We start from the raw sequence: 20,193 nt of genomic DNA, 5'->3' as shown, positions 1-20,193 counted from the left end.
GCGTTTATAGGGGTTTATATGCGGTTCAGAAACAGAAGCATGATCGTAATGGCAAGGATGGCGCCCAATCCACCGCTTGGATAGTAGCTCCAGTTGCGGTTATAAGGCCAAGCTGGAACGACCGCTACGATGGCGAGAATCAAGATAGGGATAAAGAACAGGACAACCATTATGCGCTCCGCTTGTGCCGCGGGGTATTGACTTCCCCGCCTATAGAACAAGATGCAGGCGCAGGCTGCCGGAGTTGTTCCCAGCCGGTTGCGGGGCACTTTTCGCGCGCCGCAACCGAGCAATTATCGTTATTTGATCTCAACCTGGTCGATTGCGAACTGGAATTTGCCCAGATTGCCAACGCGGATGAAGCCGATGCCGCTCAGGTCGCCGCCGTCCGTCTCAAAGGTCGAAAAGGGGAACGTGTACTGCTTCCATTCAGGGCCCGCGACGAAGGTGGTCATGGCTGGCGGCTCACCGGACTGGCCGCTGCGCGCTTCAGTGAGAACCAGCAGAGTGTAAGTGGCGCCATCGCCTTTGGCCCAGAAGCTGATTCCCTTTTTCCCGGAGAGGTTCACTGGCTGCATGGGCGCAGGGCCCGGCGAGAAGAGCGCTCCAGCGAACACAAAGGGGCCTCCGGCAATGTTTTCACCGCTAACCGCGAGCGCACCTTTGCTGCCTTGCGCTCCGGGCTCAACAATCGCGATCGACGATTTCGACTTGCCGCCGCTCATGCTGTCGCCGGCGGCGATCCACATGCCGTAGTTCGCGGCAACTTTGTCGTCATCAAATGTGCTCACCACGCCTGATTCCGAGCCGGCCGGAACTGGCGCGGTGGCGGCGGGCTTACCCGTATCGCCATTCAGGCCCGCGACCGTGAGCTTGACGGTTTTCGTGTCATCGGAATTGGGGCCAACCATGAATTCGAAGACGCCTGGCTCGATGGCGTGCTGCATGTTGATGTCCCAGATCTTCAGCATCTCCGGTGTGACGGCGAATTCCACGTTTCGCTTTTCGCCGGGTTTCAGCGTTACACGCTCGAACCCTGTGAGCTTCATGACCGGTTGCGTGACCGATGCCACGCGCTGGTGAAGGTAAAGCTGCGCCACCTCATCGCCTTCGCGCGATCCTGTGTTGGTGATCTCTACGCTCACCTTCGCAGTTGCGCCGGGCAGAATCTGCTGCGGCTCCACGCGGAGGTTGTCGAACTTGAACGTGGTGTAGCTGAGGCCGGAACCGAAGGCGAACAGCGGCTTGCGGGTGCTGAACTCGTAACTGCGGTGGTCGCTCGGCTTGTGATTGTAGAAATCAGGTAGAGCGCCCACTGTGTGCGGAAAGGTGATGGGCAGCTTGCCACCGGGATTGGCGTCGCCAAACAGCACCTCGGCGAATGCCTGCCCGCCCATCTCGCCCATGTACCAGCCTTCGAAAACTGCCGCGGCATTCTCGGCAATGTAATTCACAGAGAGCGGCCGGCCGTTGATCAGCAGCACGATCACAGGTTTACCGGTGTCGATAACGGCCTTCACCAGGTCGTTCTGCGCGCCCAGCAGGTCGAGCGAGTCGCGATCGCCGCGATGTGTCTCTGCCCATGCTTCGCGGTTGGTGCTTTCGTTTTCGCCCACCACCACAATGGCTACATCCGCTTTGCGCGCCGCATCCGCAGCAGCCTTGATGGAATCGACCTGCGATTTTGTGTCGACGAGCTCGACGTTGTCGGCCCACCAGCCGCGATAGCCCTCAGGCGCGGTGGTGATCTTGCAGCCTTTCTCGTAAAGGAGTTTCGCCTTATCCCCCACACGCGCCTTGATGCCGTCGAGCACGCTGATGCCGAACCCTGGATCGCGGCTGTAACCGCCGATGTGCAGATCTGCGGCGTTGGGCCCGATTACGGCGATGGTCTTGAGTTTGGCGAGATCGAGCGGCAGCAGATTCTTGTTATTCGTTAGCAACACGATTGACTTGCGCGCCGCCTCCAGCGCGAGTTGGCGATGCTCCGGGCCGTTGTTGATGCGCTCGGCATAGTCAGGATCGACGTACGGATGATCGAAAAGCCCAAGGAGGAATTTGGTGGCAAGAACCCGCGCCACGGCACGATCTACCTGCGCGATGGCTACCGCACCGGCCTTCACCTGCTGCACGAGATTGGTGTAGACAGGCACCTCAGAGACGTCAAAATCCACGCCCGCATCCAGCGCCAGGCGGGTGGCATCGTTCATGTCGCGCGCTACATGATGCGTGGCTACGAGCATCTGAATGCCATCGTCATCGGACGAGATGTATCCGTCGAAGCCCCACTCCTGTCGCAGCACTCTGTCGAGGAGCCAGCGATTGGCATGCGAGGGCACGCCGTCAATCTCGTTGTACGAGGCCATGACGCTGCCCACATGCGCTTCCTGTACGGCTGCTTGAAAAGGCGGAAAAAAGTTTTCACGGATGACGCGCTCGGAGTAGTTGCCGGGAGCTGTGTTGGTGCCCCCTTCCGGCATGCCGTGCACCGCGAAATGCTTGGCGGTGGCCAGCACGTGATGGCGGTCGATGAGGAACGAGTCGCCCTGCAGGCCTTCGATGGCAGCCACGCCCATGCGCGAGACGAGGTAGGGATCTTCGCCCAGCGTCTCTTCAGTGCGGCCCCAGCGCGGGTCGCGCGCGATGTCGAGCACGGGCGAAAACACCTGGCTGGAGCCGCGCGAGCCGGCTTCCTCGCCAATGGCGGTGAAGATGCGCTTTACGAGCGCAGGATCCCAGGTGCTGGCCAGCCCCAGCGCCTGCGGAAAGCTGGTACTGCCGTATTCCATGTAGCCATGAAGCGCTTCGCCGGGAAACATCACCGGAATGCCGAGGCGGGTCTTCTCGATTTGATAGCGCTGCACGGCGTTGCGCAGGATGGCAGCTTTGCGCGGCGTGAGTTGGATGTCGCCGGCCCACTCGGCGCCCAGCGCCTGGCGCGCAGTTTCAGCCGTGTAGGTTTTCGTGGGGTCGACCACGTCCACCTTCTGCTGCCAGCCCCAGTTGAGCTGTTCAATTTTTTCCTCGAGGGTCATGCGCGTGAGCAGGTCGGCCACGCGGTCGGAAATGGGAAGAGCGGCATCTTTATAGGGCGGGGTGGCTGCTGGCTTCTCCTGGGCGAGAAGGGCATTCACAGACGCGAAGACGATGAGCAGCAGAGCAGGACAAAGGCGCAGAGAGAGGGTACGCACACGAGCAGACATGGCCATGGTTCGGAACTTCCGACTTCCTTTCCGGGTTTCCAGCGAATCATCTTAGTCCAACTACGCGGCGACAGTCGGTGAAGTTCACGCCATTTCAGCTCCGATTGCGGCAGGACGCATCGAAGGATGCAGGAAACGGGTGTGGGACTGGCCGTACGATCTGGCAGAATGACTGCAGAGCAATCCATGCGGCGCGTTGCGCTGATTGAAAATCCAGCGTCGGGATCGGTGTCGCGGCGGCGTCGCGCGGTGGTGCGTAATCTTGCGTCTGCGCTCCAGGGCGCAGGAATTCCGGTGGATCATCTCACCATCAAGGGTCCGGGTAGCGGCAGGGCCCTTGCTCGCGACGCGATGGAACGCGGCTGCGACACGGTCATCGTCTGCGGCGGCGATGGAACGGTGCACGAGGTTTTGCAGCCGCTGGTGGGAACTGGCGTAGCGTTGGGCGTGCTTCCCCTTGGAACGGCCAATGCCCTGGCCGCGAACCTCGGGCTTGCAGGTTCGCCTGATAAGGCAATTCGCGCACTGTTGCAGGCCCGGGCGGTTGACGTGCCCGTAGGGCGCATTCACTATCGCGCCATGGACGGCTCCCATCAGTGCCGTTATTTCACCGTGGCCGCGGGTGTGGGGCCGGATGCACTGCTGATGGCGCGCATGGACCCTGTCCTGAAGCGACGCCTGGGTTACGTGCTCTATGTCATCGAGGCGTTTCGCATCTGGGCGAGCCATCCATTTCCGCTGTTCGAGGTGCGCCTGGAAGACGGCAACGGCGGACGGTCGACCCTGAGCGCCTCGCAAATCCTCGCAGTCCGTATTCGATCCTTCGGCGGAGTGCTGGGGAACCTGGCGCCCGGGGCTTCTCTGCACAGCCCCGACCTCTCGCTGGTGGCATTCAAAACTCGAAGCCGCTGGAGCTATCTTCGGTTTCTTCTGGCTGTCATGGCTAGCCGCCACACCTTCTCCAGCGGCGTGGAACTCATCACGGGCAGGGCCGTCGAGTGTATCGCAGGCCCTGATGCAAAGCTGCCCATCTTTGTGGAAGCCGACGGGGAAGTGCTGGGCCAGGGGCCCGTGCGCATGGAGATGACCGGCGAAAAGCTCACGCTGCTGATGCCGCCGAATGCAAATCCCTGATCTGCAGGCAAAGCACGGCCCACAGCAGAGCCTCACGCGGGGTGCGGAATCCGCAGGGCGGAGGCCGATGCGCGGCTACAATGGCTTCATGTTCTTTGCGGTCATCACGATTTCCGATCGCTGCTCGCGCGGCGAGATGACCGACACCGCCGGTCCTGCCGTGGCCGAGCTGCTTCGCCGACAGTGGGCAGAGGCACGGATTGAGACGGCGCTGCTGCCAGACGAGGAAGACGCAATTGCCATGCTGCTGGATCAGTTCGCGAGCGACGGCGCCGCGTTGGCGGTGACAGTCGGCGGAACGGGGCTGGGGCCGCGTGATCGTACACCGGAGGCCACACGGCGCGTCATTGACCGCGAAGCACCGGGCCTGGCCGAGGCGATGCGGGCAATGGGAGCCGCGCAGAATCAATTTGCGTGGCTTTCGCGCGGCGTGTGCGGGTTGAAGGGGTCAACGCTGATCGTGAATCTGCCGGGCAGCAAGCGCGGCGCGACGGAGAGCCTGGCATCCATCCTCAAGTTGCTGAAGCATGGCATTGATGTAGCGGCAGGGGGCCAGGGACACCCGTGAGCGAATCAGTCTCGATTAGCCTGCGCGAGCAGTTCGGACAGATCGATATTTACGTTTTCGATCAGCTTCTGCGCGGAAACATTACGTCTGAGATGCGCGTGCTTGAGGCTGGCTGTGGCTATGGCCGCAACTTGGTTTATCTGCTGCGCGAGGGTTGCGAAGTCTTTGCGATCGATGCGGACCCGGCTGGCATCGAGCACGTTCGACGTCTGTCAGCGTCGCTCAACACAGGGCTGCCGGCGCAAAATTTCCAGGCGGGAACGATCGAGCAGATGCCCTTCCCGGATGATTTTGCGGATGTGGTGATCTGTTCCGCGGTTCTCCACTTTGCCCGCGATGATGAGCATTTTCGCGCCATGCTGAGCGAACTCTGGCGCGTGCTGCGGCCCGGAGGGATGCTGTTCTGCCGCCTGGGATCGCGCATTGGTATGGACTTCGAAAGGGTAAGAGACGGCATCTTCGTGGTGGGCGACGGCTCGGAGTGGTTCCTTGTGGATGAGGAAATGCTGCTTGACCTGACGGACGAGATGGACGCAGTGCTGGTGGACCCGCTGAAGACCACGATCGTGCAGGATTATCGCTGCATGACCACTTGGGTTCTAAGAAAACGGCGTGGTGCGGGGAGTTGAGTGACGAGGCTGTCAGCTATCAGCCGTCAGCCCTCGGCTAATGTTCATGCGGCTTTTGGGGAGAGAGCGCGGTAGAGAGATTCGCGGCTGATGCCGGCCTGTGCCGCCACGGCAGCGAGGCCGCCACGCCGATACAGTCAGGGCCGCCCACGAACCCAGTAAATGCCGAAGATCCATCGAATGCGTGCCAGGATACCGCGATTGTGCATGGCGAATGTCTGACGGGCTGCGAACTGAAGCTAGTTCAGGAACATCGTCCGGTAAAGGGTGTCGCGCTGGACGGGTTTGAAGCCGGCATCGCGAATGATCCGCCGCAGTTCTTCTTCCGTCGTGCAGTTCGAGGTGCCCGCGGCCTTCACCACGTTCTCTTCGAGCATCACGCTGCCCACGTCGTTGCCGCCGAAGTGGAGGCCGAGCTCCAGCACCTTGAGCCCCTGCGTGACCCAGCTCGCCTGCACGTTGAGGATGTTATCGAGATAGAGGCGGGAGATGGCGAGGACTTTGAGGTACTCGACAGAGGTGGCTTCGTCCCAGCCGCGCCCGCCCAGAGCGGTGTGGCCGGGCTGAAAGCTCCATGGGATGAACGCCGTGAATCCGCCGGTTTCTTCCTGCAGCCGGCGTACCACTTCAAAGTGGTTGATGCGCTGGTCGAAGGTCTCGCCGACGCCGAACATCATGGTGGCGGTGGTGCGCATGCCAAGCTGGTGGGCGGTGCGATGCACGCTGACCCAGTCCTCGGTGCGGCACTTCAGTCGCGCGATCCGCTTGCGCACGTCGTCGTCGAGGATCTCCGCTCCGCCGCCGGGAATGGAATCGAGGCCGGCATCGCGGAGGCGGGCAATGGTGGTGCGCAGGTCGAGATTGGAGTATTCGGCGATGGCCAGGACTTCAGAGGCTGACAGGCAGTGCAGCCAGATCTGCGGGAAACGCTGCTTGATGCCGGTGAAGAGGCTCTCAAACCAATCGATCTTCAGGTCGGGGTGGATGCCCCCCTGCATGAGCACGCCGGTGCCGCCCATCTCCACCGTTTCGGCTATCTTCTCGTAAATCTTTGCGAAGTCGAGAATGTACCCTTCGCTGGCCTTGGGCCCTTTCAGAGGGCGGTAAAAGGCGCAGAAGGTGCAGTATTCGGTGCAGAAATTGGTGTAATTGATGTTGCGGTCAATGATGTAGGTGACCACGCCCTGGGGGTGCAGGCGGCGGCGAACGGCGTCCGCCTCCATGCCCAGCCCAATCAGGTCAGGGGATTGGAAATGTTCAAGGGCCTGCTGGCGAGTCAGCGACATGCATCGATTTTATCCCGGCGGCAGTCAACGCGAAAGCCAGGGTGCGGTATTGCGGCGGCCAATGGAACGCGGGGTAGAGCAGTTCTGCATCTAACTGGAGGTTACGATTCAGGTAAACGAAAGGCTTGCCTCCATGCTGATCCGCGTGGGTTACGACATTCGATACGAAATTCCTGCCCAGGTCGCGATGGCGGCAATGTTGCATATCCACCCTTCGCGGTCCGGGGACTTGCTGGAGCCGGATGAGATGCAGACCGAACCGCGCCTGCGGGTCTCGACTTATATTGACGGTTTCGGAAATCGCTGCGCGCGTTTCCTGGCGCCGCAGGGGTTGCTGCGGCTGAGTGGTTCGACCCTGGTGCAGTGCCCCGATACTCCGGACGAGGTGAACCTTACCGCGCGCGAAGTGCCGGTGGAGGACCTGCCGGACGAGTCCTTGATCTACCTGCTGAACAGCCGCTACTGCGAGGTAGATCGCTTCATCAACATTGCGGCCGATCTGTTTGGCGGCCGGACGCCGGGATGGAGCCGCGTTCAGGCGATCTGCGACTGGGTCAACGCCAAGATAACGTTCGATTACAAACAGGCCCGTTCGACAAAAACCGCTCTCGACGTCTTCACGGAGCGGGTGGGCGTGTGCCGCGACTTTCAGCACCTTGCCATCACCTTTTGCCGCGCGCTCAATATCCCGGCGCGCTACGCCACTGGCTATCTAGGCGATATCGGTGTGCCGGTACGGCTGCCTATGGATTTCAGTGCCTGGTTTGAGGCCTTCCTTGATGGCGCGTGGTGGACGTTTGACGCCCGCAACAACGAGCCGCGGCTGGGGCGGATCCTGATGGCGGTGGGGCGCGACGCATCGGATGTGGCTCTTAGCACATCGTTCGGACAGGCGAACCTCACTCATTTCTTTGTGGTTACAGAGGAAGAGACCAGCGCGCCGGCGCGCCTGATCGCGTGAACAGGCGCAATAGATTCACAGAGGTTGCAATTGAGAAGGGGACGCGGCTTCGATCGCTCGCGGATCGTGGATTACGGCAGGCCGGCGTCTAGGGCCAAAAAACGCGACTAGACGCGCCCGTTGGGGGGTCGGCGTTTTTCGGGCTTGCGGAAGAGGAACAGGCCACGGCCGACGACAGGGGCTTTGCGGGTGCGCGACAGGTTGGAGGCGGTGGAGATGCCGCTGAAAAGGACAAACCAGTCGAGGAATGCGCGCCAGAAGCCTTTTTTGTCTGTCATGGCCATTGCCCTGGATGTTTTGATTCTTCAAGGACCTGGAGGGATTCGTCCAGTTGTTCGCCGTGAGCCAAAGGGTGCGGAACAACGCAGTGGATCTCCGGGCCTGGGGCCAGCCAGGTGGCGGGTCGGTACGCGCAGCCGGAGGCGATCTCTCCAGCGGCTCCAAAGGCCACTTCCCCCAGCAACTCCCCGAACATCTGGAATAGATCGTCCATACCGGTTTCGAATCAAACCACGTATTTGCTGGAGGCCCGTTTCAGCAGTCCGCGGTTGTTGCGATTCTTCAGGTCTTCGCGAAAGTCCGAGGCGATTCCCAACACTTCGAGAATCAAGCCGGCGATGAGTTCGATCAGCTCCATCTGACACCATTTACGATGGCGGCCCCGGCTTTGTTCCGGGCGCGGGTGGAGATGGTTTCTTCTGAGGGCTGGACGCGCCCAGGCTCATCAGCGCGATCTTCAGCACCTTCCTCAACGTGGCGCCCAGTCCCATGGTTTTCTCCTCTTACTTTTGCGGCGTCGGAGCGGCTTTCTGTTCCGAGGTGGGCGCCGGTACCGGGCCCATCGGACTCTGCACCGTGGATTCGCCGTTCAGGATGGACACGACCGACGGCGGCAGCGGCTTGTCGGCGTTGGCCAGCAGCAGACTCACCTGCCACATCTGCGTCTCGTTCAGCACGTCTTTGTACGCCGGCATGCCGGTTAAACGGATGCCATTGGCCACTTTCCAGTAGGTCTCACCCGGCGGGTCGTCGCTCACCCCCACCACATCTCCGCTCCGATGCTTCTCCCACAGGCCCGGCGCGGTGGGAAACTCGTGCGTGCCCACCACGGAGGGCTTGCCGTGGAGTCCGTGGCACACCGCGCACTGGTCCGCGTAGATGTGCGCCCCTGCCACGAAGTTCTCCTCCGAGGGTTGGATCGGCGGGTTCTTCACCATCTCGCGGTCAATGCGGGCATTGAGGGGAGCGGCGGTTACAAGCCGCTCCTGCGGAAACGGAGGATCGTTCACGGCCACGGGAACATTGCCCCACTTGAAATAGGCAAACACGCACAGCGGAACCAGAATGATGCCGATGATCACGCCGATCAGGAAACGACCCATCGAAAAAGACCTCCTGAATCATTTTTCATCCTAACGCACGCTGCTTGCCTGAATTTCCCGTGACGGCGCTTCACGCGCGCGCCGGCGGAGGAAGCGAATCAGCCTTCCCAACGTCCAAAGGGGAGCCGGATCAACACAACCGTCCCTGTCAGGTGATTTAATACCTAGAGGGATAGCCGCTCAGCGCCAGTTGTAGAGGTTCGCGCCCGGAATGGCCGCATCGCTTGTTTCGGCCTGGCGCGGAGTAATGGAAATGTGCCTGAGCCCTGTGTCCATAATCCCGTGGAGGACTTCCGATTCCGATGTTTTCATTTCGCCGCGTTGCCCTTTTGCTCGCGCTGGGTCTGCCCGCCGCGCACTTTGCACTTTCCCAGGATTCGACGAGCAGCAGTTCCAGCGCGCAGCAGCCCGCCCAGTCGCAGGATCAGTCTCAGCCGGACCAGGGGCAGCAGACCACCAATCAGCCCGCCGTAAACGTGCAGGGACGCATCAGGGCTCGCCGCGACCAGCGCCGTGCCGCCGCCATTCGCGACACGTACTCGCATCTTTACGAAATGCAATTAGGCATGGGCTATATGCGTTTCACTCCGGGCAAGGACCTGCAGCGCACCACTTTCTATTCGTGGAATGTAGACTTCACCCGCTTTTACGGTGAGCGGCTGGGCGTGGACCTCAACGGCCGGGGAAACTACGGAACCACCTTTGTCGGAGTGAACCCGTATAACGTCACCAAGCCCTCCATCAGCATGTACTCGGTCATGCTCGGACCGCAGTACCGGTTCTACATTCATCCCAAATACGCGGTTTCCGGACGGGTGCTGGGCGGCTGGGCGCGTGGCAACTTCTCTGGCGACACCAACGGCTTCGGCAGCACCACGCTGGGCATGTGGCCTGATGGCAACACCTTTGGAATCAATGCGGCGGTGATGGGCGAGTACAACGTGAGCCCGTCGCTGGCTCTGCGCCTTGCCCCCGAATATAACTTCAGCGGCTTCGGCTCTTCCGTGCAGTACAGCGCCGGGTTTACTACCGGCTTCGTGTTCCGCTTCGGAAAACAATAAAGGCAGGGAACAGGGAAGTAGGGACTGGGGAGTAGAAACAAGGCGCGAATGCGAATTGCGCCGTTGCTCTTCTCTCTCCTTGGATAATCTGTACAGGCTCGGAGACGCACACCGACTCTGGTCTTCTACTCCCTGCTTCCTTATTTCCTGCTTCACTGCAGTATCGGCACTCCCGCAATCCTTTGCTGCCATTCCGCCGGCCCGGTCAGATGGACGCTCGTGCCCTTGGAGTCGACAGCCACCGTCACCGGCATGTCGACCACATCGAACTCGTAAATCCCTTCCATCCCGAGATCGTCAAAGGCCAGCCGCCGCGCGCCTTTGATTGCCTTTGAGACCAGGTAGGCCGCGCCCCCCACTGCCATGAGGTACACGGCGCCAAACTCCCTGATCGCCTCGATGGCTGACGGACCGCGCTCGGCTTTGCCCACCATGCCCAGCAGGCCAGTCTCGGACAGCATCTGGCGGGTGAACTTGTCCATGCGCGTGGCGGTCGTCGGACCCGCCGGCCCGATTACCTCTTCGCGCACCGGATCGACCGGGCCCACGTAGTAGATGAACCGGTTGCGAAAATCCACCGGCAGCTTCTCGCCGCGGCTCAGCATATCGGTCATGCGCTTGTGGGCGGCATCGCGGCCGGTGAGCAGCTTGCCGTTGAGCAGAAGGACTTCGCCGGGCTTCCAGGCGGCCGCTTCTTCGCGGGTCGCAGTGTCAAGGTTCACGCGCCGCGCGTTCACCGGGTTATAGCTGAGCTTCGGCCACTTTTCGAGGCTGGGCGGATCGAGATACACCGGTCCCGATCCATGCAGCTCCAGGTGTGCATGGCGCGTCGCCGCGCAGTTGGGAATCATCGCAATGGGCAGGTTGGCCGCGTGGCAGGGCGCATCCAGCACCTTCACGTCCAAAACGGTGGTCAGCCCGCCCAACCCCTGTGCGCCGATGCCGAGCTTGTTCACCTTGTCATAGATCTCCAGGCGCAGCTTCTCGGCCGTGGTTTGCGGACCTCGCGCGGCCAGGTCCTGTATGTCGATGGGGTCCATCAGCGACTGCTTGGCAAGCAGCATGGCCTTCTCCGCAGTACCGCCAATGCCGATGCCCAGCATTCCCGGCGGGCACCAACCGGCCCCCATGGTGGGCACCGTCTTCAGTACCCACTCAACAACGGAGTCTGATGGATTCAGCATGGCAAATTTCGACTTCGCCTCTGATCCGCCGCCCTTGGCCGCCACGGTGATGTCCACCGTATCGCCCGGCACCAGCTCCACTGTCACCACGCTGGGGGTGTTGTCGCGGGTATTCTTCCGCGCCCCCGCCGGATCGGCCAGCATGCTGGCGCGCAGCTTGTTATCGGGGTCGAGATAGGCCTTGCGTACGCCCTCGTCCACAATCTCCTGCAGGCTCATGGTGGGGCTGCCGCCATTGGGCCCGGCAAAGCGCACGTCCATGCCAACCTTCAGGAAGACGTTCACCACGCCGGTGTCCTGGCAGATCGGCCTGTGTCCCTCGGCGCACATGCGGCTGTTGATAAGGATCTGCGCCATGGCGTCCTTCGCGGCGGCCGACTCTTCCCTCTCGTAGGCCTTGGCCAGACTGGTGATGTAGTCCTCGGGATGGTAGTAGCTGATGTACTGCAGCGCCCCGGCGACGCTGTCGATCAAGTCCTGCTGGCGGATGACGGTCATTTTGAAGACTCCAGAATCAACGGCAACCTGTTTATCATACGGTCGTCGTGGCGACTTATGCGCGCTCGCGACAGGCCCGCACTTGGAGTGTCCGGCAGAGTACACTCACCGCAGTTCATTTCTAAAGCCATTTCTGACCACGGACATTGGACTTCCAGCTCAACATGGCGAATCTCTGATCCGAGAACAGGAAGCTTCGCTATCCCTTTCTCCGACCGTGCAAACTTTCCGCCTCCCGCTCTTGGTCATGTGTTGCGCCTGCGCAATTGAATCGCCTTACAACACACTTGAATTCAGGGGCATCGCACAGTTAGATCACTGGAGCAGGACTTTCCGGGATCTGGAGCGGGGAAAATGCCGGGGACGCCATCCGCTGAGCGAGACGGCGAAGCTCCCCGGCAGCTCAACCCCGGGCAAACAAGCGTCATGCAAGTAGAGAAAGTAACTCACGGTAACTCTAACTTAGCGAGAACATAGATATGGATTTACCAGGCAGGGAAGACAACAACTACGTCGAGACACTCAGCGGACGGATGGAACTGCCGGCGCCGCCCCCGCGGCCCACGCGGATGCCCATCAACCCCACCGAGCGAAGCTGGCGCAAACGCCGCGGCCTGCGCAGTTTTTCAGGTCTCGCATTGGACCAGGCGAGGGACGTGCTGCAGACAACCAAAGACTCAGCCAGCCGGATGTACACGCAGGCCCGCCGCCGCGCCGTTGACGGCTACTCGCGCCTGTCGGAGCGCACCTCCGAACTGGGCCGCCAGGCGCGGCATGTAGCGCGCTATGCGCAGCAAAACTATCCGGTGCGGGTGTTGGGCGTCATCGCCGCCAGCGCCTTCGTTGTGGGAATCGGTCTTCGCGTGTGGAGGTCGCGTCAGTCATGAATCAGGCAAATCAGACGGTTCGCACTCAGGAAGCACGTGCCGAGGACGTACGCAGCAACAACGTGCATAAGTTTGAAGTACACAACGGGCGCAGCTTTGGGTCGATTCTCTTTGACACCAAAGAAGAGCTGAAGCAGTTTGTTGAGACACGCATCGCCATGCTCAAAACCGAGCTGAGCGAAAACATGAAGATGCTCAAGATGGCCGCGCCGCTGGCAGTTGTGGGCATCACCATGCTGCTCACCGCTTACGTGCTGTTCACGCTGGCTTTGGTGGGACTCGTGGTGGCGTTCCTGCCCACCAATCCCTACCGCTGGGCCATTGCCTTCGCGGGCGTTGCGGCGCTCTGGGCCATCCTGGGCGGCGTGATGGCGTACTTTGCCAAGCGTGAGTTTGAATCCCGCCAGATTATGCCCAAAAAGACCATGCGGGTTCTAAAAGAAGACTCGGACTGGATCCAACATGAAGTGAGGAATCAAATATGAGCACCAGCATGCCGCATATGCAGATCGAGAACCTGGAACTCCGCGCGCTGGAACAGCGGCATCATCTGCACGAGCGTGCCGCGGAGCTGAAGAGCAAAATCACTGAAACACGCGAAACACTGAGCGTGGAACGGCAGACGCGCCGGCACTTTGGTCCGGCCGCGGTGCTGGCCGCCGGCGTGAGCATGCTCTCCGGATTTCTCTTCGCGGGAGTCTTCACGGAACGATAAGGCGGAACCATGGTTGATGGCTGCCGGTACTCCGGAGCCGCAACCCTGGCCCGGTCACAACGCGCCGCCGCAAGGTTGCGAGGGGAACTTACATGTCAATGCTGAATGCGGTGGCCAAAGTCGCCGCCAAGCCATTTCCGCGGACCGTCTCGCCCCAGGGACACTCCATCGTCAACTACATCGTGGCGGGAACGTTCTTTGCCGGGGCCGGCATGTTCTGGCGCAGGAACAAGCGCGCCGCCGTGGCCTCCCTGATCTGCGGAGTGACGGAGCTTGCCGTCACATTGCTCACCGATACGCCTGCCGGCGTAAACCGGGTGATCAACTTCCGCACGCGTCGGGAGATCGATGCCGGCCTGGCAGCCATGTTCGCGACCATGCCGCAGTTCCTCGCCTTCGCTGACGAGAAGGAGAAGGGCTTCTTCCTGCTACAGGGGGCCATCATGACCGGCCTGGCCGAAGTGACGCACTTCCCTGAGCGCCCCCAGTCGGCCGAAAAGAGCGGTTCGCACACCAGAGCAGCGTGATATGAAATCGCAATCCCTCTGGAAATTCGGCGGCCTTACGCCCCTTCGACTCACCCGGATGGGCGTAAAGAAGATGGGAGAGGACGAACTCAGCACCCGCGCGTCGTCGCTCTCTTACTACTTCCTGCTCGCCCTGTTTCCCATGTTTGTCTTCCTGCTGTCGATTGTGGGGCTCCTTGCCCAGGCCGGCTCGCAACTGCGCGACCGCATCATGGTCACGCTGTCGCAACTCGCTCCCGGATCGGCCTCTGACCTGGTGCACCAGGTGGTCAGCCAGACTTTGCTGCACAGCACCGGCCTCAAGCTGGCTGGCGGCGTTCTGGGCGCGCTGTGGGCGGCCTCCGGCGGCATGGGGGCCATCATCACCTCGCTCAACGTGATCTACAGAACGCCCGAGACGCGCTCCATCGTCAAGCAGAAATTCACCGTGCTCGGCCTCACGCTTGGCCTGGCTTTGCTCATGATTCTCGCCCTGGTTCTGGCCATCTTCGGCGGCCAGATCGGCCAGTTCATCGCCAACCACGTAGGCCTCGGCATGGTCTTCCGGATCGCGTGGAAGATCCTGCAGTGGCCGGTAATGTTCGGGGCGATGCTGCTGTCTTACTCGCTGGTCTACTATTGGGGCCCCAACCTTGAGGAACGCAAATGGCATTGGGTAACTCCGGGCGCCTCGGCCGGCGTAGCCATGTGGCTGATCGCGTCTCTGGGCCTCCGCGTCTATCTGCACTTCTTCAACAGCTACAGCGCCACCTATGGGTCGCTGGGCGCAGTCGTGATCTTGATGCTCTGGCTTTACATCACCGGGTTCGCCATCCTCGTCGGCGGCGAAGTCAACTGGGTCATTGAGAACGAAGATAAGAAAGCCGCGGAGTTCGAAGCCAAACGCGACGACTTGCAACGCAAGCTGGATGCTGCCGCCTAGAGTGGCAGCGTTCCCTGCTCCGGCTCTTCCAGGGGATATGTGATTTCCCCGTTTACAACCTTCAAAAAAGAAGTGATCTTGTGTAGCTTCGCGGGCTGCGCGCTCACAATTTCCAGCACCTCCCAGCCGCGCAGCACCATGGCATCGGCGATCAACGACCGATGACACCGCCACGGCACCGCCTCCGCGCACATGATCGCGGTCCTGCGGCGGAGAGCAATCGCAATCAACTCTTCCAATCCTTCGGCGAACGCCTCTGTCCCCATGTAATCCGCGTAGCCGCGAAACGACGCATTCCGCCAGGCTGCATTCACGGAGTCTTTCCGCGCATGCCGCCGCCCGCCCAGGGCTTTCAGCGCGGTGTAGCCGATTCCTGCGCTCTCCAGGGACGCCTCGAGCACATCGCTATTGAATTGCGGACAGTGGCGCGATCTTGGAATGGAACGTACGTCGACCAGATGCTCCACGCCATGCGCCTTCAGTAGCGCGACAAACTCCTCAATGGAATGCGTCGAATGGCCGATAGTGAATAGTGCAGGGCTCGCCACCCCTTCATGCTACGGCCGTCAGCAGCACGAATGACAGTAGTCGCCGCACCGGAACGGGGGTACAATCACGCACGAAATCAGAAACCCTCCACGAAAGGCAATGCGTTCGCGGCTCTCTGCGCGCCGCGAGGAGGCATCATGAAGAACAAGCATTCCGGCCGCAACAGGCAAAACGGCAAGACCGCAACCATCCCCGTGACCGAGAAGATAAACGGCTCAGTAAAATGCCTGCACATCGGCGAAGACTGCAAATACACCAGGGAACTCCGCCGGCTCCAGATCGAGCTCTGCAAGCTGCAGGAGTGGGTGCGCCACGAGGGCCTGCGCGTTGTTGCCATCTTTGAAGGCCGCGACGCCGCCGGGAAGGGAGGCGCCATCAAGCGCATCACCGAGCCGCTCAACCCGCGCATCTGCCGCGTGGTCGCGCTGGGCACCCCCACGGAACGCGAAAAGTCGCAGTGGTACTTCCAGCGCTACGTACCGCACCTGCCCGCGGCCGGCGAGATGGTCCTTTTCGATCGCAGCTGGTATAACCGCGCAGGCGTGGAGCGGGTGATGGGCTTCTGCACGGAGGCGCAATACCGGGAGTTCATGCAGAGCTGCCCCGAGTTCGAGCGCATGCTGGTCCGGTCCGGCATCATGCTCGTCAAATACTGGTTCTCCGTCAGCGACGAAGAGCAGGAACGCCGCTTCCAGGAGCGCATGAACAACGTGACCAAGCGCTGGAAGCTCAGCCCCATGGACATGGAATCACGCAAGCACTGGGCCGACTACTCGCGCGCCAAAGACGAGATGTTCGCCATCACCGATACCAGGCAGGCCCCCTGGTACGTCGTGAACTCTGACAACAAGGAGGCCGCGCGCCTCAACGTCATTCGCCACCTGCTCTCGCAGTTTCATTACAAGGACCTCACGCCCAAGCCCATGCCTCTGCCGCCGATCGGCAAATCCAAATACGTCCGCCCGCCCATCCAGGAGCAGAATTTCGTTCCGGAACTCTATCGCTGACACCAAGAATCGCCAAGCCCGTGCGCACCGCGCGCCGATGCGACCTGTGGCTGGACGGGTTCCCTGAAGCCGCGCCAGTCTCATGACCTTGAGGGGGGCGCGATGCGCGCCTTCATGATCCCTTCAGCATCCGTGTGGCAGGATCAACTCGGCGGTTGGGTACTGCGCCAGGGCTTCTGAGGAGAACCGGCTTCCATCGGCACTTCCGCACGGCGCGAACCCCGATCCGGAGGTGAAAATGCGGTCAAACGTGATTTCGGCCTGTGTGTGGATCTGTGTGGCCGGAGGGATGGCTCAAGCGGCAGAAAAGAAGATAACCCGAACTGAGCTGCCGCCCGCGGTGCAGAAGGCCGCCGATGCGGAAGCGCAGGGTGCAACCGCGCGCGGCTACAGCACAGAAGTGGAGAACGGTCGCCGCGAGTATGAGATGGAAATGATGGTGAACGGGCATACCCGCGACGTGACCTTCGCGGCCGATGGCAACATCATCGAGATCGAACAGAGTGTGGAATTGGATTCGCTTTCGCCTGCGGTCCGCTCCGCCCTGCGGCAAAGGGCCGGCAGCGGCAAGATCCTCGGCGTCGAGTCCCTGACAAAGAAGGGCGCAATTGTGGCGTACGAGGCGAAGGTTGCGCGGGACGGCAAGCGCCTGGAGGTTCAGGTAGGGCCTGACGGGCAGCGGCTCGATCACGAGGAGTGAGACGGCCAGGGTCGTCTGCAACCGGGCGTACACAATGGGCGTTCCGTTGATCTGCTTTTTCTACAACGTTGATGAAAATTCAAGGAGAGACATGATGCGTACGCGTGCTTCTGTACTGTCGCTGGCCGTGCTCGCACTGGCAGGCACTTTGCCGGCGTTTGCCCAGGCCCAATGGAATGTAACCAGGACGATGCACATCGGCGGCGAGGGTGGATGGGATTACGTCACCGCGGATTCGACCACGCACCGGCTGTTTGTGACCCGCTCTACGCACACGCAGGTCATCGATGCCGATTCGGGCAAGGTGCTTGGCGATATTCCGGGACAGAAGCGTTCGCATGGCGTGGCCATTGTCCCCGAGCTCAACCGCGGATTCATCACGGATGGGGGCGGCGAGGGCGCCATCCTGGTGTTCGACCTCAAATCGTATGCGGTGCTGGGGAGCATTCCCACCATGCCCGACTCTGACGGCATCATCTACGACAAGGGCACCAACACGGTCATGGCCGTGTCCGGCGACAAGGGCATGCTGATGATGTTCAAGCCCGACATCGACCCAAAGAATGGCAAAGTTGAAACTCTTGACCTGGGCGGCGCGCCGGAGTTTCTGGCAGCCGACGGCGCGGGCAAGGTCTTCGTCAACCTCGAAGATAAGGACGTGGTGGCGGAGGTCGATCTGAATGCGCGCAAGGTGCTGGCCCGCTGGCCTGTGGCTCCGGGTGGCAAGCCGGTGGGACTGGCTCTGGACAAGAAGACGCACCGCCTGTTCATTGGCTGCCGCAAGCCCCAGCAACTGGTGGTGATGAGTACGGAGGACGGCAAGGTGGTGGGATCGGTTCCCATCGGCGCGGGGGTTGACGCCACGGCCTTCCATGGCGGTCAGGCTTTTGCCAGCTGCGGTGACGGTTCATTCACGGTGGCCTCGGAAAAGGGCGGCAAGTTTGCGGTCGAGCAGACCGTGATGACTCCCAAGGGCGCGCGCACGCTGGGAGTGGATCACGCGTCGCACAGGATCTACCTGCCGACTTCCGAGTTCGAGCCCGCCGCAGCGCCGAACGCGCGGCCCAGGGCAAAGCCCGATACGTTCATGATCGTGGTGATCGGGGAGAAGTAAGAGGCACTTGAATCGACTCACCCCACAGCGCCGGGCCGCGCAGCCTGGCGCTTTGGTTCTGCCGCGCCCCATCCTGACCCGCATACCGCCTGCGTGCTAGACTTGCGCGGAATTCAATTCACGTCTGGACCGGCACGCTTCCGCGCGGCTCGTTCAGTCGTGGCTAGTGCGGAGACAACATGCATTCCTCGGGTCCTGATTCCTCACTGAGCCGGCGCCGATTCCTTCAGGCGGCCGGCGCTGCAGCCGCTCTCACCTCATCGCCCCTGGCTCGCGCTGCGCGCGCTATCGGCGCGAACGACCGCATCAACATCGGTGTCATCGGCTGGGGCATGATGGGCCCCGCCAACACTCATTCGTTCCTCGGCTTTGACGACTGCCGCGTGGTGGCAGCCTGCGACATCCACAAGGCTCATCTCCAGAAGGCCGTCGACACCATCAACCAGAAATACGGCAATCAGGACTGCAAGGCCTATCACGACTACCGCGAAATCATCGCCCGCGACGACATCGACGCGATCATGATCGCCGTCCCCGACCACTGGCATGCCATCGTCGCCACGGAGGCGGCCGGGCACAAAAAAGACATCTACGGTGAAAAGCCCCTTGCCAAGACCATCGCCGAGCAACAGGCTATTGTGCGCGCCGTGCAGCAGAACAAGGTCATCTGGCAGACTGGCTCCTGGCAGCGCTCCGTCGCTCCCTTCCACAAAGCCGCGGAGATTGTGCGCAATGGCCTCATTGGCAATGTGGTGCGTGTGGAAGTCGGCCTGCCCGGCGGTCATCACGACTTCCCCAACACCACGCCGCCGCTCATGAAGAAGCTTGCCGAGCAGGGCGACAAAGTCAAGAGCCCCGCCGACATCACACCCGGCTCGCCGGCATGGGACCTGGCCCTGAGCGATCCGCCCGCGGACCTCGACTACAACACCTGGATTGGCCCATCAAAGATGGAGCCGTACATCGACGTGCGCGTCTACCAGAACTGGCGCTGGAACTACAACACCGGCGGCGGCCAGCTTCTCGACTGGATCGGACATCACGGCGACATCGCCCACTGGGGCCTCGGCTTCGACTCGACCGGCCCCTCCGAGATCTCCGGCTTTGGCGATTTCCCGGCGCGAGACGCCGTCTGGAACACCGCGACGAAGTACACCATCGAACTCACCTACAAGAAGCAGGTGACCGGTTACGCCAACGACGTAAAAATGACCATCGCCGGCGGCTCGCCCGCCATCGCCATGGGCACCAAGTGGATCGGCACTGACGGCTGGGTCTGGGTCGATCGCGACGGCTTCGACGCGTCCAACCCCGATTGGCTCAAGGGCGATTCACTTCCTGACGACCTGCGCAAGACCAAGCTTTACGAGTCCGCAGAGCACCGCCGCAACTTCCTCGACTGCGTCCGTTCGCGCCAGCCCACCATCACTCCGGTGGAGACGGCACATCACTCCACGCTGCCCGGCCACCTCGGCCTGATCTCCATGTGGGTCGGGCGCAAGCTCCACTGGGACCCCGTCAAGGAGCAGATCCTCAACGATCCCGGCGCAACCGAATTGATGTCACGCACTTACCGCCAGCCCTACAAACTGGCGTAGCCCGTTTCACCACCAAACCGGGTAGCCCAGGTCTCGATTCTGAGATCTGGGATACCACGAAGTCCACCCCGGTCCGCTAACCGTTCCCCGCCCAATTCACCGCCGCCTTGTCTTTTCCAGCTTGTTCGCCGCTGCCCGCTTCTCATCCGCGACACGCACCCGCTTTGGCTGCTTGCCCTTTTTGGGCCGGCAACTGCCTTTCTCTCCGGCAGCCTTTCCCGGCGTGGGCTCAAACCCCGGCCAGCATGTCTGCGCCGACGACGGTTTC

General features: G+C 61.5%; 23 protein-coding genes. 14 read left to right on the top strand and 9 right to left on the bottom strand.

The features are described from left to right. Positions 1–14: 14 nt before the first annotated feature. On the bottom strand, positions 15–170 hold the full coding sequence (locus VGL22_RS02180) for a DUF3309 domain-containing protein (RefSeq protein WP_465265233.1): 156 nt from the start codon (positions 168–170) through the stop codon (positions 15–17). A gap of 129 nt (positions 171–299) precedes the next feature. After that, positions 300–3,209 (bottom strand): glycoside hydrolase family 3 N-terminal domain-containing protein, encoded by a 2,910-nt coding sequence (locus VGL22_RS02175; protein ID WP_465265232.1) that lies wholly within the window; start codon positions 3,207–3,209, stop codon positions 300–302. Between the two features lie 162 nt (positions 3,210–3,371). On the opposite strand from VGL22_RS02175, the gene VGL22_RS02170 reads away from it, so the two are divergent. The 3 genes from VGL22_RS02170 to VGL22_RS02160 all read left to right on the top strand — a co-directional run bounded on the left by VGL22_RS02170 (position 3,372) and on the right by VGL22_RS02160 (position 5,534). Continuing rightward, the gene (locus tag VGL22_RS02170; protein WP_465265231.1) at positions 3,372–4,337 is read left to right on the top strand and encodes a diacylglycerol/lipid kinase family protein; all 966 of its coding nucleotides are present in this window, start codon (positions 3,372–3,374) and stop codon (positions 4,335–4,337) included. Between the two features lie 67 nt (positions 4,338–4,404). Continuing rightward, positions 4,405–4,905, top strand: a complete 501-nt coding sequence (locus VGL22_RS02165) for a MogA/MoaB family molybdenum cofactor biosynthesis protein (RefSeq protein ID WP_465265230.1) — start codon at positions 4,405–4,407, stop codon at positions 4,903–4,905. After that, positions 4,902–5,534: a class I SAM-dependent methyltransferase gene (locus tag VGL22_RS02160; RefSeq protein WP_465265229.1), complete on the top strand. Its 633-nt coding sequence runs from the start codon at positions 4,902–4,904 to the stop codon at positions 5,532–5,534. The genes VGL22_RS02165 and VGL22_RS02160 overlap by 4 nt, the downstream gene beginning before the upstream one ends. A gap of 44 nt (positions 5,535–5,578) precedes the next feature. Here the strand turns inward: VGL22_RS02160 and VGL22_RS02155 are convergent, their stop codons facing one another. Both VGL22_RS02155 and mqnC read right to left on the bottom strand, forming a co-directional pair. Then, complete coding sequence (locus VGL22_RS02155; RefSeq protein ID WP_465265273.1) at positions 5,579–5,671, bottom strand: hypothetical protein; 93 nt, start codon at positions 5,669–5,671, stop codon at positions 5,579–5,581. Positions 5,672–5,773: 102 nt separating this feature from the next. Then, entirely contained in the window at positions 5,774–6,820 is a 1,047-nt protein-coding gene (mqnC, locus tag VGL22_RS02150; RefSeq protein ID WP_465265228.1) for a cyclic dehypoxanthinyl futalosine synthase, read from the bottom strand. A gap of 133 nt (positions 6,821–6,953) precedes the next feature. Here mqnC and VGL22_RS02145 point away from each other — a divergent pair, with 133 nt between their 5' ends. Beyond that, complete coding sequence (locus VGL22_RS02145; RefSeq protein WP_465265227.1) at positions 6,954–7,781, top strand: transglutaminase-like domain-containing protein; 828 nt, start codon at positions 6,954–6,956, stop codon at positions 7,779–7,781. Between the two features lie 107 nt (positions 7,782–7,888). Here the strand turns inward: VGL22_RS02145 and VGL22_RS02140 are convergent, their stop codons facing one another. The 3 genes from VGL22_RS02140 to VGL22_RS02130 form a co-directional block, all read right to left on the bottom strand. After that, positions 7,889–8,059 (bottom strand): hypothetical protein, encoded by a 171-nt coding sequence (locus tag VGL22_RS02140; RefSeq protein WP_465265226.1) that lies wholly within the window; start codon positions 8,057–8,059, stop codon positions 7,889–7,891. 227 nt (positions 8,060–8,286) lie between these two features. After that, positions 8,287–8,418, bottom strand: a complete 132-nt coding sequence (locus tag VGL22_RS02135) for a hypothetical protein (protein ID WP_465265225.1) — start codon at positions 8,416–8,418, stop codon at positions 8,287–8,289. A 145-nt stretch (positions 8,419–8,563) separates the two neighbouring features. Then, positions 8,564–9,163: a c-type cytochrome gene (locus VGL22_RS02130; protein WP_465265224.1), complete on the bottom strand. Its 600-nt coding sequence runs from the start codon at positions 9,161–9,163 to the stop codon at positions 8,564–8,566. Between the two features lie 302 nt (positions 9,164–9,465). Between VGL22_RS02130 and VGL22_RS02125 the strand changes: the two genes are divergently transcribed. Then, complete coding sequence (locus VGL22_RS02125; RefSeq protein ID WP_465265223.1) at positions 9,466–10,224, top strand: hypothetical protein; 759 nt, start codon at positions 9,466–9,468, stop codon at positions 10,222–10,224. A 152-nt stretch (positions 10,225–10,376) separates the two neighbouring features. Here VGL22_RS02125 and VGL22_RS02120 read toward each other — a convergent pair whose 3' ends face one another. Then, positions 10,377–11,906 (bottom strand): fumarate hydratase, encoded by a 1,530-nt coding sequence (locus VGL22_RS02120; RefSeq protein ID WP_465265222.1) that lies wholly within the window; start codon positions 11,904–11,906, stop codon positions 10,377–10,379. Positions 11,907–12,385: 479 nt separating this feature from the next. Between VGL22_RS02120 and VGL22_RS02115 the strand changes: the two genes are divergently transcribed. The 5 genes from VGL22_RS02115 (at position 12,386) to VGL22_RS02095 (ending at position 14,957) form a co-directional block, all read left to right on the top strand. Next, on the top strand, positions 12,386–12,793 hold the full coding sequence (locus VGL22_RS02115) for a hypothetical protein (RefSeq protein ID WP_465265221.1): 408 nt from the start codon (positions 12,386–12,388) through the stop codon (positions 12,791–12,793). Continuing rightward, positions 12,790–13,278 carry a phage holin family protein gene (locus VGL22_RS02110; protein ID WP_465265220.1) on the top strand — a complete coding sequence of 163 codons (489 nt, stop codon included), beginning with the start codon at positions 12,790–12,792 and terminating at the stop codon, positions 13,276–13,278. The genes VGL22_RS02115 and VGL22_RS02110 overlap by 4 nt, the downstream gene beginning before the upstream one ends. After that, a complete protein-coding gene (locus VGL22_RS02105) occupies positions 13,275–13,508 on the top strand; it encodes a hypothetical protein (RefSeq protein ID WP_465265219.1) in 234 nt (77 codons plus the stop codon). The genes VGL22_RS02110 and VGL22_RS02105 overlap by 4 nt, the downstream gene beginning before the upstream one ends. Positions 13,509–13,600: 92 nt before the next feature. Further along, positions 13,601–14,035, top strand: a complete 435-nt coding sequence (locus tag VGL22_RS02100) for a hypothetical protein (protein WP_465265218.1) — start codon at positions 13,601–13,603, stop codon at positions 14,033–14,035. Position 14,036: 1 nt separating this feature from the next. Further along, positions 14,037–14,957 carry a YihY/virulence factor BrkB family protein gene (locus VGL22_RS02095; protein ID WP_465265217.1) on the top strand — a complete coding sequence of 307 codons (921 nt, stop codon included), beginning with the start codon at positions 14,037–14,039 and terminating at the stop codon, positions 14,955–14,957. Here VGL22_RS02095 and VGL22_RS02090 read toward each other — a convergent pair. Then, the gene (locus VGL22_RS02090) at positions 14,954–15,505 is read right to left on the bottom strand and encodes a DUF488 domain-containing protein (protein WP_465265216.1); all 552 of its coding nucleotides are present in this window, start codon (positions 15,503–15,505) and stop codon (positions 14,954–14,956) included. The two genes, VGL22_RS02095 and VGL22_RS02090, sit on opposite strands and share 4 nt — an antisense overlap. 138 nt (positions 15,506–15,643) lie before the next feature. On the opposite strand from VGL22_RS02090, the gene ppk2 reads away from it, so the two are divergent. The 4 genes from ppk2 (at position 15,644) to VGL22_RS02070 (ending at position 19,925) form a co-directional block, all read left to right on the top strand. Continuing rightward, positions 15,644–16,513, top strand: coding sequence for a polyphosphate kinase 2 (gene ppk2 / locus VGL22_RS02085; protein ID WP_465265215.1), 870 nt, complete (start codon positions 15,644–15,646; stop codon positions 16,511–16,513). Positions 16,514–16,802: 289 nt separating this feature from the next. Next, positions 16,803–17,213 carry a hypothetical protein gene (locus tag VGL22_RS02080; protein WP_465265214.1) on the top strand — a complete coding sequence of 137 codons (411 nt, stop codon included), beginning with the start codon at positions 16,803–16,805 and terminating at the stop codon, positions 17,211–17,213. Between the two features lie 91 nt (positions 17,214–17,304). Continuing rightward, positions 17,305–18,327, top strand: a complete 1,023-nt coding sequence (locus tag VGL22_RS02075) for a YncE family protein (RefSeq protein ID WP_465265213.1) — start codon at positions 17,305–17,307, stop codon at positions 18,325–18,327. A gap of 179 nt (positions 18,328–18,506) precedes the next feature. Beyond that, on the top strand, positions 18,507–19,925 hold the full coding sequence (locus VGL22_RS02070; protein WP_465265212.1) for a Gfo/Idh/MocA family protein: 1,419 nt from the start codon (positions 18,507–18,509) through the stop codon (positions 19,923–19,925). The last annotated feature ends 268 nt before the right edge of the window (positions 19,926–20,193 follow it).

Origin of the sequence: Occallatibacter sp. (assembly GCF_036502485.1) — a bacterium.
GTDB lineage: Bacteria > Acidobacteriota > Terriglobia > Terriglobales > Acidobacteriaceae > Telmatobacter.
The sequence above is the reverse complement of the archived record's forward strand: the minus strand, read 5'-3'. Positions and strand labels throughout refer to the sequence as shown.